This is a genomic window from Enterococcus sp. DIV1083b, from assembly GCF_051713705.1.
GTDB lineage: Bacteria > Bacillota > Bacilli > Lactobacillales > Enterococcaceae > Enterococcus_D > Enterococcus_D casseliflavus.
In genome coordinates this window covers 610,940-627,283 of record NZ_JBIOQJ010000001.1, presented here as the reverse complement: position 1 = coordinate 627,283, position 16,344 = coordinate 610,940, and the positions used below count along the sequence as shown (strand labels likewise).

14 protein-coding genes are annotated in these 16,344 nt (G+C 40.4%); 6 read left to right on the top strand and 8 right to left on the bottom strand.

The window, feature by feature from the left end; all coding sequences use genetic code 11:
- Window positions 1–83: 83 nt before the first annotated feature.
- From IGI69_RS02885 to IGI69_RS02875, 3 genes are all read right to left on the bottom strand, one after another.
- A complete protein-coding gene (locus IGI69_RS02885) occupies window positions 84–1,373 on the bottom strand; it encodes a PTS sugar transporter subunit IIC (protein WP_008378054.1) in 1,290 nt (429 codons plus the stop codon).
- 5 nt (window positions 1,374–1,378) lie between these two features.
- Window positions 1,379–2,749, bottom strand: coding sequence for a glycoside hydrolase family 1 protein (locus tag IGI69_RS02880; protein WP_008378052.1), 1,371 nt, complete (start codon window positions 2,747–2,749; stop codon window positions 1,379–1,381).
- A 113-nt stretch (window positions 2,750–2,862) separates the two neighbouring features.
- A complete protein-coding gene (locus IGI69_RS02875) occupies window positions 2,863–3,663 on the bottom strand; it encodes a MurR/RpiR family transcriptional regulator (protein WP_010748825.1) in 801 nt (266 codons plus the stop codon).
- Window positions 3,664–3,868: 205 nt separating this feature from the next.
- Here IGI69_RS02875 and IGI69_RS02870 point away from each other — a divergent pair, with 205 nt between their 5' ends.
- The gene (locus IGI69_RS02870; protein WP_010748824.1) at window positions 3,869–4,636 is read left to right on the top strand and encodes a helix-turn-helix domain-containing protein; all 768 of its coding nucleotides are present in this window, start codon (window positions 3,869–3,871) and stop codon (window positions 4,634–4,636) included.
- On the opposite strand, the gene IGI69_RS02865 is transcribed toward IGI69_RS02870, so the two are convergent.
- A complete protein-coding gene (locus tag IGI69_RS02865; RefSeq protein ID WP_438739683.1) occupies window positions 4,541–5,404 on the bottom strand; it encodes a hypothetical protein in 864 nt (287 codons plus the stop codon). The genes IGI69_RS02870 and IGI69_RS02865 overlap by 96 nt on opposite strands.
- Before the next feature lie 880 nt (window positions 5,405–6,284).
- Here IGI69_RS02865 and IGI69_RS02860 point away from each other — a divergent pair.
- A complete protein-coding gene (locus IGI69_RS02860) occupies window positions 6,285–6,488 on the top strand; it encodes a hypothetical protein (RefSeq protein WP_081116967.1) in 204 nt (67 codons plus the stop codon).
- 196 nt (window positions 6,489–6,684) lie between these two features.
- Here the strand turns inward: IGI69_RS02860 and IGI69_RS02855 are convergent, their stop codons facing one another.
- A complete protein-coding gene (locus IGI69_RS02855) occupies window positions 6,685–8,175 on the bottom strand; it encodes a helix-turn-helix domain-containing protein (protein ID WP_438739681.1) in 1,491 nt (496 codons plus the stop codon).
- A 178-nt stretch (window positions 8,176–8,353) separates the two neighbouring features.
- On the opposite strand from IGI69_RS02855, the gene IGI69_RS02850 reads away from it, so the two are divergent.
- Window positions 8,354–8,929, top strand: coding sequence for a recombinase family protein (locus IGI69_RS02850; protein WP_438739679.1), 576 nt, complete (start codon window positions 8,354–8,356; stop codon window positions 8,927–8,929).
- A gap of 169 nt (window positions 8,930–9,098) precedes the next feature.
- Here IGI69_RS02850 and IGI69_RS02845 read toward each other — a convergent pair whose 3' ends face one another.
- Window positions 9,099–11,558 (bottom strand): bacterial Ig-like domain-containing protein, encoded by a 2,460-nt coding sequence (locus IGI69_RS02845; RefSeq protein ID WP_438739677.1) that lies wholly within the window; start codon window positions 11,556–11,558, stop codon window positions 9,099–9,101.
- A gap of 266 nt (window positions 11,559–11,824) precedes the next feature.
- Here IGI69_RS02845 and IGI69_RS02840 point away from each other — a divergent pair, with 266 nt between their 5' ends.
- The 3 genes from IGI69_RS02840 to IGI69_RS02830 all read left to right on the top strand — a co-directional run bounded on the left by IGI69_RS02840 (window position 11,825) and on the right by IGI69_RS02830 (window position 15,307).
- The gene (locus IGI69_RS02840) at window positions 11,825–13,330 is read left to right on the top strand and encodes a helix-turn-helix domain-containing protein (protein ID WP_438739675.1); all 1,506 of its coding nucleotides are present in this window, start codon (window positions 11,825–11,827) and stop codon (window positions 13,328–13,330) included.
- A 459-nt stretch (window positions 13,331–13,789) separates the two neighbouring features.
- On the top strand, window positions 13,790–14,665 hold the full coding sequence (locus IGI69_RS02835; RefSeq protein ID WP_438739673.1) for a LysR family transcriptional regulator: 876 nt from the start codon (window positions 13,790–13,792) through the stop codon (window positions 14,663–14,665).
- 489 nt (window positions 14,666–15,154) lie between these two features.
- The gene (locus IGI69_RS02830; RefSeq protein WP_010748814.1) at window positions 15,155–15,307 is read left to right on the top strand and encodes a hypothetical protein; all 153 of its coding nucleotides are present in this window, start codon (window positions 15,155–15,157) and stop codon (window positions 15,305–15,307) included.
- Between the two features lie 63 nt (window positions 15,308–15,370).
- Here the strand turns inward: IGI69_RS02830 and IGI69_RS02825 are convergent, their stop codons facing one another.
- Entirely contained in the window at window positions 15,371–15,904 is a 534-nt protein-coding gene (locus IGI69_RS02825; RefSeq protein WP_034871891.1) for an IbrB-like domain-containing protein, read from the bottom strand.
- Window positions 15,831–16,322 carry a hypothetical protein gene (locus tag IGI69_RS02820; RefSeq protein WP_438739671.1) on the bottom strand — a complete coding sequence of 164 codons (492 nt, stop codon included), beginning with the start codon at window positions 16,320–16,322 and terminating at the stop codon, window positions 15,831–15,833. The genes IGI69_RS02825 and IGI69_RS02820 overlap by 74 nt, the downstream gene beginning before the upstream one ends.
- Between the last annotated feature and the right edge of the window lie 22 nt (window positions 16,323–16,344).

The following is a 16,344-nucleotide window of genomic DNA, read 5'->3' as shown; positions in this document are numbered from 1 at the left end:
CACAGACGACGAGCGCAAGAATCACTTCACTCTTGCGCTCGTTTGTTGTTATTATGGTTAACTGTAAATCCTGTGCGAGTTTCTTATCCAGCTTGTTCTTGTGCTAAACGTTCTTCTTGAACTGCTTGATTATCTAAGGTTTTAAAGAACGGGTAATAGATAGCCATAGAAATAGCAACTGCAAATAGTTGATAGATACCAAAAGAGAGACTCCCTTGAACGATGCCGTGGATCAGCGGAGGTAACGAGCCCGCCCCTAGGATGCCAATCGGTGCGGTAATGATTCCCATAGAAATCAATGCGTACCCAAGAGAAGTGATCACTAATGGCGTCAATAAGAACGGAATCAAAAGCATCACATTCAACATTACCGGCATTCCAAAGACAACTGGTTCATTTACACCAAAAAGACCGCTTGGAAATACGATTTTTGAAAATGATTTGTAGCGCTTACTCTTGGAAAATAAAAACATGTCAGTCACTAAACCAATCGTTGCACCGCTCCCCCCTAAACATGCCAAATCGTATAACCCAAAATTAATGGCATGAGGGACTGCTTCTCCCGCCGCCACAGCAGCACTATTGTCTGCAAGATAACCCAAGAAAATCGGCATGAGAATCGGCAATACGGTCATTGAACCATGAATCCCGAAAAACCATAAGAGATTCGAGATCAAAATAAGAATCAAAAAGGCAGTTAAGGAACCCGTCAATCGCTGCAATGGTTCTTGAAGCAATGTATAAACAAAATCTGTCGCTGAATTATAACTAGTTACGCTAAAACCAAATTTAACAATTCCAAAAAGTGACGCAATCACAACTGCTGGAATTAAAGAAGTAAATGACTTGGTCACCATTTCTGGCACCCCATCGGGCATTTTGATCGTAATATTTTTTTCCACAAACAATTTCATCAGTTGAATCGTGATCAGTGAAACGAAAATTGCCACGAAGACCCCGCGCGCGCCTAAATAATTGGTACTTAAAAATGAAGCTCTTGCTTCGGGATTTTCAGTGAGTGGCGTTAATAACAGGAAACATACCAATGAGATGAACCCCGTCCCCAAGGCTTGTTCTTTGATCCCGAATATTCCTGCTCCACAGTAGGCAATACTAAATGCCATATACAAACCTAATAAATCAATTGTGTAAGCTGGAATATAATTCATTACTGTACCAATGTTGGTCACTGATAGAAAGTTTTGATACGGTTCCCAGCTTAAACTAGAAATAACTGTAAAGATGGCACCTAACATAATAACGCCTAGTAATGACATCGAACCTGTACTCACACTTTTTAAATAGCGATTCGAAGAAATTTTATTCGCAACGGGAATAAATCTTTTTTCCATAAAGTGGATAAATGCATTCATTTTTCTTACCCCTTTTTAGTGTTTTTTATTTTATTTTGGTACCAATAGTAACTGTCTTTGGGAATTCGTCGACATTCTTTTGGATCTTCATCTGTGCGATCAACAAAAATCAAACCATATCGCTTTTTAAACCCTTGGTGTGAACTAACCAGATCAAGTAGTGACCAAGGACTATAACCCAATAAAGGATATCCTTCCTCCATAAAACGCTCACATTGCTTAATATGCTGTTCTAAGTAATCAATACGATAGACATCGTGAATTTGCCCATCTTCAATACGATCAGAATACGCTAAACCGTTTTCAGTCACCATCATTGGTAAATGGTATTTTTCATAAATCGACCGCATACCTATATATAATCCTTCAGGGTCAATACCAAATTCCATCCATTTCGTCTTCGTTAAATAAGGATTGTTCCCTAAGGTAAATCGCTCATTTCGATAAAATGGTGGTAGTTTGCTTGTATCTTCTCCCGGTTCAACGGCACGTATACAGGTACTACAGTAATAGTTTATCCCTATAAGATCTGGTTTATTCTTCTTCAAAATTTCTTGATCAGCTGGTTCCGTTTCTGGATACCAACCTTTCTCATTCAAATAATTGCAGTAGCTTTTCGGGTACTCGCCGAATACTGACATGTCGAGAAAACAATTTTGTAAAAAGTCTTCGGCGTTCTTAGCTGCTAAGATGTTCCTTGGCGAAGGTGTTTCAGGATAAACAACTTGCATAGAGCACACCGGTCCAATTTTCCCATCTCTTACGATTTTTCGAAAAACTTGAATTGTCTTTTTCTCAGCTAGCGACATATTGTAACTCATTTGATACATCTGCTTCATTTTTTCATCTGCATCCGTTTCGTGATTGCCATTTAAATCAGAAGCTGCTGTGACGATCAATTGCTCGTTGATCGTTCCCCACAACTTGACTCGATCACCGAAATGCTGAAAGCAAACTTTTGCATAAGCAACAAAGTAATCAATACATTTTCTTGATTTCCATCCGCCAAATTTGGTTACCAATGCTTGCGGCATTTCAAAATGATAGAGGGTAGGAAAAGGTGTGATTCCTTTTTCAAGACACCCATCAATCAAACGATTATAAAAATCGATGCCTTCTTGATTCGGCTGATCACCATCACCCATGACACGTGTCCAATTGAACGAAAAACGATAGAGATCGATCCCTAAGTCTGCCATTAATTCAATGTCTTCGCTTAGATGATGATAGTGATCGGACGCGATCTTCGAATCTGCAATTCCCTCCGGTACGTGACGCACATCTGTTGTTGCAATCCCTTTTCCACCTTCACCAAAGCCTCCTTCTACTTGAAATGCTGAGGTTGATGCCCCCCAATAAAAATCTTTTTTAACCATTGTTCCTTCCACCTTTCCCTTATAAGAAAACGATACCATTCAGAATTAATTCTAACGACAACAAAACAAGACCTCTGGTTTCAAATCCAAAGGTCTTGTTTCAAAATATGAAACTATTGAGGCAAATAGAACTTTTTCATATACATATAAATCAGTAACTCCATCGTGTATAGAATAGCAATCCGTCCTTCGGTGTTTTCGTTGATCTCTCCACAGAGGATAATTTGGTCTGCACTTCGCTCAATGATTGGAGAATGCTTAAACGTAAAGACGATAATTTTGATTCCCTTTTTCTTCAATGCTGCAATCACTTTTTCACTAAAGTAAAAGAAACCACCCTCCATCGAAAAAATCAAAACCAAGCTATCTGGCGAGCTTTCTTCCACAATTTTTAATTGCTCTTCCACTGTAAAACCAATCCGAATAATTTTATCCATGCTTGCTAATTTGCTTTGCAAATGCTGTCCCATAAAAGCAGCAAATTCTAAGCCAAACACAGCAACGTTTTCTGTTTCATAGATCGCAGAGACCACTGTTTCAAGTTCTGAAATCGAGAGATGTTCTTTGGCGTACCTCAAATTGATCAAAAGATTTGAGGTGAATTCGTCCAGAAATTTCTCCCTTTGTTCCACGGGCTGGATCACTTTTTTGGAATAATCGCTGACGATATCGATCTCTTTTTCAACCGCTTGTTTGAATTCCGTATAAGATGAAAAAGCCAAAATTCGAATGAATCGCGAAATCGCTGCAGTCGACACAAAGCATTCTTCTGCGAGTTCATAAATGGTCATCTTAGGGATTTTCGAAAAACTTCTTAGAATCGCCTGTGCAATAAAGTAATTATTGTCTTGTTTTTTCTGATTATTTAAATAGCGCAACAAAAGACTTCTGACTGAGGTTCCTTTATTTTCCATTCGTGCTACCTCCTAAATACGCTTTCACCTAAATATACAATGAAAGCTAGGGAAAGCAAAGTTGAATTGGTGAAATTCTCCTTATACTCTGCGCCCATTTCGATAATTTAAATCTAAAAACCTTTCCCTTGCCTTGCCCGTATCCATATTCCATAATCAGACGTGAGCGATGATCCATCAAACAGACCGTATGGGAGTGTTACGAATGAAAAATTTTCAGATGACGTTTATTACTTCTACGACCACCAATCGTTGGTTGAAACTATTGAATCTTTTGGAACGGCATAAGACCCTTTCGAATCGTGAGTTGTCAAAAGCTGTCCAGAGTTCGCGGCGCACGATCATTTATGATATGGAGGGGCTACGGAACTACTTTGGAAGTACGCTAATGATCGAATCCACGTCGAATGGCTATTCTCTTCATGAATTACTACCGAAAGAATATCTGGAACGAAAACGAGCGCTCCTTCAGAATGAACCGTTATTCGTTATTCTTGAGCATCTGTTTAAGGGAGAATATCGGACAGTTTCCGAATGGGCAGACTATTTTTATCTTTCTGAGAGTTCCCTTTTACGCTATTTGACACTTTTTGAAAAAGCCCTGAAGCCCTTTCAGTTATCTGTTGATCATAAGAATTTCCGTCTGATCGGATCAGAAGCGGATATTCGCAAATTTTTCCATGCCTTTTATTATGAGTCGGATGCTACGCCTCATACGGTACGTCCAACCATTGCTGTGCAAAATATCGTCTTAGATTTTTTTCGCAATATACGCGGCAAAACCAATAATACAGCTTCATTTTGGTATATCAGTTATTGGTTGTATATTATCCTTGAGCGTCATCAAGCGGGAGAAACTGTCGTTGTCTCCGAACAATTAAAAAAGATCGTCTTGGCAGATGAACTCTTCCAAGAAATCCAGCCCCTCAATCAATCTTTGCTTCTCTTCACTAGGAAACATTTGTTCCTCTAAGTTACTTCTTGTTGATGCAATTGTTTGCTGTGTTACACCTTCTTGTAGTTGCTCAAAAGTATCCCCTACAAAAAGATCATAGACACTTTGCCCGAATTGGCGATCATCTTCATAATAGCGATCTTCCATCAAGACGCCGGTAGCTGCCGCATGGATCGGATTACCTGATGGATTAAGATCTCTGATCGTATAAGTATCACCACGTCTCGGTCTCAATTGGTCATTTAAATTTACTTGCCAAATCATATGGGAGCCTGTCGCAGCATTTTTAAATGTCTGAGCCGACTGTCCATTGCTAAATGTAACCCTCGCGCCATAATTTATGAAATGCTTACTGATATCATGATTGAATACAGGTAACCCATTCGCATCTTCCTCTATCCATACATTAAAAATATAAGCACTACTTCCAGTTGTATTGAGTGTTTCTCTTTTGTTAAGACCCTTCAAAGAATAGATGGGGCTTCCTTGAGTATTCATCTGTAGTACTTGTTCAGATAATGCGTTTGTGTCCGTCATATCCCTAGCTTCTGACTTTTGGGTATCATCTGGTGCTAAATGTTGTTCTTGTGGATCGACTGGTTCATTTTCAGCTTGTTTTGCTGCCTCTGGCTGCTTCTCTTCTAACCCATCCACTAGTTTTTCTATGTTATAATTTTCTTCCAAATCCTCGTGCTCTTGTGCCATCGCTACCACTGGTAATGATGATAAAGTCATTTGGCAAACGAGTAATAAACCTGTTGCTTTCAATTTAAAATTGTTTTTCATTTTATTTTCCCTTCCAACTCAACCTATATATCTTTCTATCGTTGTATTTCTTCATGTTCTCCGGTTAATGATGCTTGTACGAATTCATCCTTCCTCATCAGGTAGTTTGTCATAGAATGACTTCGCATTTTCTTCTGAGCCAATCACCGCTGCTAGAATGGAGAACATTGTCCGATGACTGATCATTAACAAACCTGTGACTTCATCACTAAATTAGTTATTCATAAGTCACCCCTGCTTCTCTATTCTTTCGTACGTTAAAGATTCATTTCACTTTTATCACGCGTCCTTTCTTACTCCCTTAAAAAAAATCTGTCTTAGACCTTATTGGAACAACCTATTCGATAGAAACTCACTAAATATCATAGATGAGCTCTAAAAAAAGATGTTTTTTTGACGAAATTTTATTGTTTTAATCGAGGTTAAATTTAACACGGTTGCTCATCGAGCAATAAATCAAGATTTGCAAACCTGTGTGAATAAATTGATTTTCATTTTCTTTTCAAATAAGGCATTTTGAAAGTTTGTGCAAAAAAAAGCGTTATAAAAAAAGACGATTCCTTATGATTTAAAAAGGATCGTCCATTTTTGTTATTACCTGTAACCACTTGACTCAATACGATGGATACATTGTTTTTGCCTACTCATTCTTAGCATTGTCTGAAACATTTTTATCAACAGTTATCTTCAACAGAATGCTTCTTTTCTATAAAAAATGTCAGAAAAAAGCAAAATAAAAGAAATTATATGTAATTTTACACATCTTCTAAAAAAATTCATTTTTCTTTGGTATACTAAACGTAGATCTGCATATCATTAGATTTACGTTGCCCGTTAGTGAAGTTTCAGGCAACGTTTCTTTATGGGGGATAGATAAAAAATGGAAGAGAAAAAGATTTTTGAGAAGCGCTGGTTATTAGCTACCAGTGAACAACGAGAGAAATACCAAGCCTTGATTGCCTCTTACCCTTCAATCGAATGGACATTCAAAGAAAAAAGCTACCTTTTATGGCTGTGTCAGTTAGACAGTGATACGTTCAAAACCTTTGAAGCGATTTTTGATAAACTAGTAAATGCCAACTAATTATTTTCGCGTAGGCTGTTCTTTCACCAAAATAACCCAATCTTTTGGTATTCAGGAATAGTGGGCATATTTTCAGATAACTCCCTTTTTTATTAGACAAACGAATAAAAGCCGCACCCGTCGATCGTAACGGTTGCGGCTTTTCTCTTTGATCTATCCACCCATGTCCTCGTCATGCTGTGTTGCAACACGTGGATTAGGCTGTGGGAACGCTTAACGCTTGCCCTAACTGAGGATCGATTTTTTCAATCACTCTTAGCCAATCTTGATGATCGGGGATTGCTTTTAGTAAAAGAGAATCAGTCGATAAGATGAACTCTGATAAATATTCACTATAATTCGTGACCACAAGATCAATGGCGTTTTCCTTCAAATAATCGCTCGTCAATTCATTGATTTTTGGAAAAAATACCCGATGATCATTGCCGACATAACGCAAGAAGCGCGCACGAATCGTGTGACAGGCATAGAGATCACCTTCTATTATCAACGCGATCCGTTTAACTTTTTGAGCATAAAGCTCCCTGATTGCTTCACTGTAAAGGGTCAGTGCCGCACAAACATCTGACAGATACTCCTGTTTGACCCCTAGAATCGCTTGGTGCTGCTTCATAAATGCCAGATTTTTTTGATAAGCAGCAGAACCATGCTTTTGCGCTTCAGTTTTTACTTCTGTTAGCAAGTGATTTAAAACGGGCGCCAGCTGCTCATTGATTTTCTTTGACAGGAAAAAGGCGTGGATCATCGTCTGGACCTGTTGAGGCTCTTGAAAGGAAATGCCCCATTCTTGCACGAAGCGCTGACTCAGTTCTTCGAGTTCAGGATACAGCCCAAACGCTGCAACGAATTGCTGCTCTTTTTCAGGCTCGGTCAAAGTTCGTTTCATCACGGTCACTAAATAAAGCCACATCATTTCTTGTTGCGGTAGTCTTACTCGGTATAGCGCTTCGATTTTAGGCGCTAAGTTCTTCATTATCGCAAACGCCTCATGCGTTTCGACGATTGCTGCCAACGATCGAGGAATCTGAACAGTCTTTCCCAGTTGATAGCGCTTGATCGCAATATACAAACTATAATAAAAATCACTCGGAGAAACGCCTGTATTCACCAGCGCTGTGGGAATTTTTGAGAAGGCATCACTGACTAACGCGATCAGTTCTTTGGGGGGCAAGAGCGTATGCGGCGTGACATCTGATTCATAATAAAAATCTTTAAAAAACTTGCGAATATTGGCTTCTGATCCACTCAAATTCACCGGTTGCAAGATCCACTCTAAATGATACTTTCGTAACGTCGCAGAAGCGGTATTCAAATAACGACGCATCGTACTTTCTGATACATATAAGCGCTGCGCCCACTCTTCAACCGAACAGAATTCCCCGTGGAAAATGGCTTCCACGATTTGATACATGCCTTCTTCTGCAACAAGCTCCTTTTTTTGAGACAAGTATCTTTTCGGATCAGTTTCCCTAAAATGATAGCCATTGGCTTCAAGAGTAAATTCCGCTGCCTCCTGCAGATAGGTTTTCAATTCCTTGATGTCAGAGCTGATCGTCCGTTGGGTCACATCAAGCTTGTTGGCTAAACTTGCGATGGAACAAGTCCGTTCTCGCTCAAAGGTATTTAACATTTGAAGCCATCGAACGGTCGTTTTGTTTAGCATAAAATTTAACTGCAATTCTCTCATTTTGCCCTCCGTGTTTCTCCTTCACCGACTGGTTTCTTTTCTATAGTACAATATTTGCGTCTATAAAAAAACCTTCCTATTTCCCAAATTTACTTAAGTTGGTGTTAGAATATGTACTTAAGTGAACAAACAAGGTATTCTCTATGTAGACTCTTTTTGTGCAACTGGAGGAATTTGTATGACAAATATGGTTTATGGATACGCCCGTGTATCCACAAGACAACAGGATCTCTCTCGTCAATTGGATTTACTTGACCGGTATGAATGCAACAAAATTTATACTAAAAAGATCAGTGGTGTACGCGCAAATCGTCCTGAATTAAATAAACTAAAAAAACGAGTGAAAGAAAACGATAAAATCATTATTGAAAGTTTCTCGCGGCTAGGAAGAAGTACCAAAGACCTGATTGATCTCGTCTACTTTTTTGAAAAGAAAGGGGTAAAAGTCATCAGTATCAAAGAAAATTTTGATACACAAACCCCTCAAGGAAAATTAATGATGACTGTTTTCCAAGCCTTTAGCCAATTCGAACGAGACATCATCGTTGAGAGGACCAAAGAAGGCTTAGAATCCGCGCGTGCTAGAGGAAATATTGGCGGTCGTCCACGAATCGATCCCGCACTGATCCAACACGCATTGCACCTTTATCAAAAGGAAGGAAAAGCCGTTGTGGATATCTGTGCCCAAAAAGGCTTAAAGCACTCGACTTTTTATCGCTATCTTAGTCTGGAGAAGGATGAGGTCATTTCATAAATACACGTGCTGGTTGAACTTCGTACTTTCGGCTGCTCACTATATAAAAAACAGGACGAACATTGCTGATGTTTGTGATGGCTTAAAGATCGATTTTTTTCTCTCTTATAAGCGATTCATCCAGCTTGTTCGTCCTGTATGTTTTATTCTGCTAGCTCTTCTGTTGATCCTATTGTTGTTTTCTCCATGATTTCTTACGGAACAAGAACACCAGTCCGCCGATTAAGAATAGGATACCTGTCACACTTAGCAAGACACTGCTTGTTTCTCCTGTTTTTGGCAGTTGCTTAGCAGTGGATTGTTTGCTTGCTTTGATCCGTGCTTTCTGTTCCGTTGCTGAGGGTTTGTCTGATTGTTCTGATGGCCGTTTTCCGTTTCTCTCTTGATCGTTTGTTTCTGACGTCTCTGTCTCAGGACGTGTCTTGATCGGTTCTTCTATTATTGGATCAGACGCTTCAGTTTCAGGGATTTCAGTCACAGGCGACTCACTTTCCGGACGATTTTCTTCTGGTACTTCTGTTGGCGTTTCTTCAGGTGTTTCGTTAGGCGCTTCGCTGACTTTTGCTTGTACAGTAATCACGGCATAGGCAATCACTGCTCCGTAATGGTAGGAGACCGTGTACTGACCGACTATGTTGTTGTTCACTGTGCCGTTGACTTCTACTTCTGAAAAGGCTACTTCTTTGCCATCACGATCGATGGCAGAATCAATGTTTGTTTCTGGTAGCCATTCATCGCCTTGCTTGATCGTTGAATCGTGAACTTTCAGGGACGTTTGATCCGCTTTTACGGTGATAGTGGCTTTGCTTTTTAAACCGTGATAGCTGTAAATGACCACGTATTCGCCAGCTTTTGTTGTATCTGCTTTGCCTGTAACAGTGATATCCCCAAAATCAACAGGTTTACCATCCCGATCCGTTGCGCTGTCGAAGTTGTCCTTGGCTTCCCAGTGTTCCCCTGTGTACAACTCGCTATCGTGAACTTTAACTGTCGTTTGATCGGCTTTGACGGTGATAATGGCTTTGCTTTCTACGCCATGATAGCCGTAAATGACTTCATACTTGCCTGCTTGCGTTGTATCGACAGTCCCCGTGACAGTGATATCCCCAAAATCAACAGATGAACCGTCTCTATCTGTTGCACTATCGAAGTTGTCCTTGGCTTCCCATTGTTCCCCTGTGTACAACTCGCTATCGTGAACTTTAACTGTCGTTTGATCGGCTTTGACGGTGATAATGGCTTTGCTTTCTATCCCATCATAACGATACACTACCTCATAGGTCCCCGCTTTCTTGGTATCCACGCTTCCGTCAACGCTCACATCGGCAAAAGCAACTGGATGGTTGTCCCGATCGACGGCTTGGTCGAAGTTATCTTCTGGGGACCAATTTTCGCCGACGTACAACGAAGAATCGTGAACAGTAATCGCAGTGAATCGAGGTTTGACGAGGACCGTTGCTTCTTTGCTTACATTGTTTAAGTGGTAGCTGATTGTATAAGTACCCGCTTGACTAGTATCGACTTGCCCAGACACACTGCCGCCCTCAGCGAGGAATTCCTCGTAAGTCAGTATTTTTCCTTCTTTTGAGACTGCTTGTTCAAAATTATCCGCGGCTTTCCATGTATCTCGTTCATAAACCGTGGTATCTTTCACGGATAGCGCTGTGAAATCCGTTGGTGCTTTTTGATAGACGTAGGTCACTGTCGCTTCGCCTCGAGGAAAATTCCCTTTTGCATTCGTCGGTAGTTGATTGGTATCAAGAACGTACCCTGGAATTTCTGGAATAAACGCACTTGTAGAGACATTATAGGGTTCATTGGTACTATTATGGATGGTTTGAGAAGGATAGATTTCCATCCGAGATTCATCCACATACTTAATGGTCAGATGGCTATTTGTAAAGCGAACATTATATGTCGCCGTAAACAAAAGGTTTCCGTTAACATCGGTATATTCTACAACCGCTGTTAGACCGTAATAGTTGATCGTAAAACCTGTGAAGCTTGTCCAAGATATATTTAATTGATTGGTACCAGTCACTTCACTTGTATACCATAGCCCCACCAGCATGTATACCTTATCCGTTTTGTAGACATAAAAATCTTCTGTCAACTGCGGGTCTTGGTATAGTGTTTGGTGTGCGTATTTTTCCGGGATTGGCAAATCCAAAACCAGTGCTTTATACTTGATCGGATCATATTCTACAGTCAGATCGTAGTTGAAACTCTCGATACTCTTCGTTGATTCTGCAGCGAAAGGTTGACTATCCGTAGATTCTACATTGGTTTCAGCAGATGGGGCAGTAGCTGAAATTTGAATTTTTTCTGCAGTATCAGCTGCGTTAGATTGATTTGTTTCTGGGTTTGAAGTGGTGGTCACCACTTCACTTGCGGTTGTTTCGGAAGATACGACGTCAGCATTTCCTTCTTGGGAATCTGTCTTTTCTCCTGTGTCCATGCTTCCTGTTGAAGCTGTCAGCAAGGGAACGGTGGAGTCTATTGATGGTGTTTGCTGCTCTGTTTGTTGTGTTTCTGTTGCCTGAGCGATCGGCCATGTGCTTGGAAAGGTTGTCCCTAAAATCAGCATCCCTACTAAAGCGCTCTTACTTATAACTACGCGTTTTTTCATTTTCATTTTTTCTCCTTTTTCTTTTCCCCAACGTTATTCACACTTATCTTTGTACCAATCTATCCAAGCGTTTTAGGTCTGCAACTGGCAAGGTTGTTTTTTCTAAAAAGCTGTTTTCAATGACTGTTTCACACTCGATGAAACATGCGGCGCACCATTAACATGAAATCCGCCAATTTTCAAGGGATAAGACTTCTTGATTGGTGCAGAGTATTATATAATTTACTTAAAATGAGCGTAATTTCAATGGATAGGTGGTGACCTCAATGTTAGAAAATTTATCTATCAACTTGCATCGGGACAAAGCATTTTCTCGACAAGTAAAAATCTTGCAAGTGCTAAATGCTGCACCGACAGGGTATCATCCACAAGAATTGGCGACATTACTAGGGCTATCTTTGCCTACAGTTACCAAAGAGCTGAGTATTTTAAGTGACAGTTTGCCAAAAGACCTGGTCAAGATCACACTCTCAGAAACGAACATCGTCTCGATCGCTTATGCGCCGAACGCTTCCATCAATTCTGCCATTCAATACCTGGGGATGGAAACGCTGGAGTTTAAAATCATGACGAGTATTATTGATAATAAAAAATACTCTATTCACCGAGCAACGATTGAATTCGGTTATTCTCGCAGTCATCTTTTACGGACGATCAGCTACATGAACAAGTCGTTGCAAACCTATTCTGTAACTATTGCCACGAATCATCTTGACTTTATTGGTACCGAAGCGGACATCCGATTTTGTCTGTTCGTCTTTTTTTCTGCTTATGGCGATAGCACGATTTTAGATAAGGATAGTCCAGCGGATGCCCGCCTGCTGGTCCAAAAAGCCAAGGAAGCCAACACGAAAGATTTGCATTACAGCCATTACCGACTTGCTCTGTGGTTAAGTATCGCCAAGCGTAGGTGGCGCTATTCTTACTTTTTGACCTTGCCGCCGTCTTTAGAACGCAATCTATTGGAGAAAGAACGCTTCGCTATTTTCTCAGAAATATTAAACGAACATTACTTGAAAAAATACCGAATCATCCACTTGCCGCAACAAGAGCTGCTTTGGATCTTTGTCAATGCGCTCCACTGTCTTTCCTATAGTACGATGGACATCAACGGCGAAAGCGATGCGGATTACATTTTTCACCATACAGAAAGACCAGAAATTATTGCAGAAGCGGCTGCCTTTTTAGAGAAATCTGGCGTCGCTATTCCACCTGCAGCTGCCCACAAGATCATCGCTTATCTCGTAAATCTTCGCCTGCTGACGATGATTTCTGCCAATTATGAGTTTGCTGATCCGCAGATCAAAGCCTTTGTTGAAACAACATTCAAGACGGATTACCTTACTTGGAATGAGTGGTTGAAACCCTTCAACGATCAAAGCCGCTTCTTTTCCTTTACTCACTTGGAGCATATCTCAGTCACATTGACTTTGTTAAGCGAGTTAGCGCCTAATCCCCAGCTGAAAAAACACCTCAAAGTAGCCTTTGCTTTTCAAGGCGGTGCTGGATTAGATGCTTTCTTAGCCGCATCAACGGAATTATTTAAAAACGACCATACAGAAATCAGTTACTTTTTTGAAGTGGCTCCTGATGAACAAGAATTGATCCATCGGGAAATAGATTTGATCGTCAGCAATTTTGACTTGCATCTGAAAAGCAACACCAAATTTCAGCAACTGCGCATTTCCAATGTCCCCACCCTTTCGGACTGGACGATCATCCACAAAACGATTGAACAGCTGATTCAGCCAAGAATCACACCGATTCGTTGACCTAAGGAAACTGACGGCCTTCTTGAAGGAAGCGCCGCCAGTTTTTCATTGCGCGGTTTGCTATTTTGACCCTTTCCTAAGTATCCATTTTTCTTTTCTCTTAGCGTGTCTATTTTTTTCACATCAGAAAAAAATCAGACCTTTTTTGCAAGATTCCTCTCCTAATAAACGCTTTTCCATTCAAGCGCAGCGGAGAAAGCCCCTGTCTTGTTTTTATGTGCTGTTCGTAATCCCTGAAAAGTTGGCCTGCTTCGTGGATTTTTTAATAAATGAAATTTTAGCGGATATCCTTAGCCACAAATGTGAAATTCGTTATTTTAAAAGCAAAGAAACATACGGTCATAACAGACTGCATGTTTTAAATAACTTTTGTATCTATTTTTTTTATTTACTAGAAAAAAAAGAAATTTTCTCCCCGCTCCTTTTTTGTATAATAGGTAAAAAGAGAGGGGAACAAACGTGGATTTTATCAAGGAGCTGCAATCCTTCAAAACAATCGTCGAGGAAGGTACGTTTACTAGAGCTGCCGCCAAACTAAACTATGCCCAGTCGACCGTTACGAACCATATCAAAAAGTTAGAAGACGAATTAGAAGTAGCGTTATTTTTGGAAGGAAAAAGCAATGTATTGACCTTGGAAGGCGAATTGTTGAAACAGGAAGTACCCGAACTGATTGCCCACTGGGAGCGGGTCAAAGAACAGTTGATCAATGCTTCCCATACGGTCGAGTATTCGTTGCGGATGGGTATCCTTCAACCCTATGACATTTTGGTTTTGCCTGCACTGCTTCACGATTTTTCGCAGCACTATCCAAAAATAAACTTCGAGATCGTCGTGGGCTCAACACTGGAATTAGCCAATGCACTAAATGAAAACCGAATTGATTTCGCCTTATGCTCACTTCCTCACGAGAAACATTTTGCCTACGAGGAATTGTTTCAAGAAGAGCTTTGCTGCATTACCTCAATCTCAAACCCATTAATCATCAATGAGCTAGCCGACCTTGAAGGGAGCCATCTCTATCGTTCCAAGTCTGATTGTCCAGCTCGCACAAAAATTGAAAGCTATCTTGACAATCAGGTTCCTTCGATCCATTGGGAGTCTGTCAGCAACATCAGTACGATTCCTTACTTGATCGAACGAACTGGATACTGCAGTCTGATCCCTCGTTCCATCATTGAGCAAACTCATGCTCGAGTAAAAATCGTCTCGCTTCCTTTGCCTGATCCCCACATGTCGATCGGCTTATTGTCAAAACATCCACTGATGCTTTCTCCCAGCATCACAAAGAATTTTGTCTTCGAACTAAAAGTGCGCTTACTATCCTTGTTATAAAACGGTTTTAAACTACATTGATTTTTATGCAACTATGCTTTTGCTAGAAAATGATGACAGTCATTTTGCAAACCTCGTTACAGCGGGAAACAAAAGAGCTGCACCAAGTCTTTACGTTTTAAAGACTTGGTGCAGCAAGGTTTTTGAATTCGCTTACGGTTATAAAGTTACAAGATAGTATCTTTTCTCACGTTTCGATTTTTTGTTACTATTTTACTTTTTTTATGCAACCTGATACGATTATTCATGTAAATCGAAGAAAAATCAGAAAAGATGTCGTTATTCTTAACATTTCCGATTTTTTCTCCGATTGTAAAAAATAGAAACGTTTTTTCATCATTTATAAAGTATACTCAATTTTGAAGCGACGAGTTCTCAAGAAACTGAGGCTTGTACCCCGCAGGGCAAAGTCTTTGGGTAGTTATTGCTCAAGGAAGCTGTTTTTGCAATTGTCAGAAAAAATAGACGATGAGAAAAGGAGGAAAAACCATGTTTATCATTGAAGCGATCTTCAGCTTTCTAAGAGACGCATTAGGTGTGATCCTAGCTATTCTCTTAGGGACGCTTTGCTTGTCGATGGTGGTCAATTTGATCGTTATCGTTGTAAAAAACACCTATTCAAAATTTAAAAAGAATTATTAACGAATCGCTATCTTCTAATAGATAGCTTTTTTAGATCGTTTTTTCAATGGTTTTTTCAACCTCTCAGGTCTCTTTTTTGCCTTTGTAATATCTTTTTTCAAACTCAATCCAAGACTTGCTGAATTCATGGTTAGAAAAGGCACTTTTCAAACCTGAACGCTGCTTAAAGCGAAAGACCTCTTCGCGGTCCATCCCCAATTCCTTGGCAATTCGTTCATCCGACCACTCGTTAGCGACCAACTGCTGCACGATGTTTCCCATCTTCTCGATGCCATGGGTACCACGTGCTCGATTGTGGCGAATCGTTGAAGCGATGCGATTCTCAAAAGGCTTATCGATCACTGTGACCGGAACGCTTGGCAACGCCAGGCGGTCTTTTGCTACGACATACCGATGAAACCCATCGATCAAAATATACTTGTCCTGCTCCTTATCGTGGTAACAAACCAATGGCTGCGTAAAGCCATCTTCTCGAATCGACAGTTCCAGTAAATCCATTTCTGGAGCAGCCACGGTGTTGGGGTTATACGTATTCGCGTGAATCTTGCTGACTGGGATCAGCTTCGCCGCTAACACTGGAAAATCGATATCGCTCATGAGGTACTACACTCCTTTTTAGAAATGAATAATTTTTTGTTTGTCGATAGACCGCAAACCCTTTTGACTCCAAAAGTGCAATTTCACTAGGCTGGTTACTAGAAGCGAGAATCTCTGCTTCTGGGTAGTTGCGGCTGATATCCACCAGCATTTTCCGTAAAAGAAACTTTTTAAATTGAGCGGCTGGATCTTTTTCATAAAATTCCCCTAGCTCCACTTTGTTGGCGCCTTTTTCATAATAAGAAAAAGCAGTCACCCTTTTTTCGTCATCAAGAATCACGTACCAGTAGCAGTTCTCATCATTGACTAAGTACGGAAATTGCTGCTGATACACCCGTTCCGCAAAAAAAACCCCCATCAATTGATAGAATTGGCTTTTCTTATACGGTGGAAAAAATAAAACCAATCGTTCGTTCACAAAACCCTTCCTCTCTAAGGAC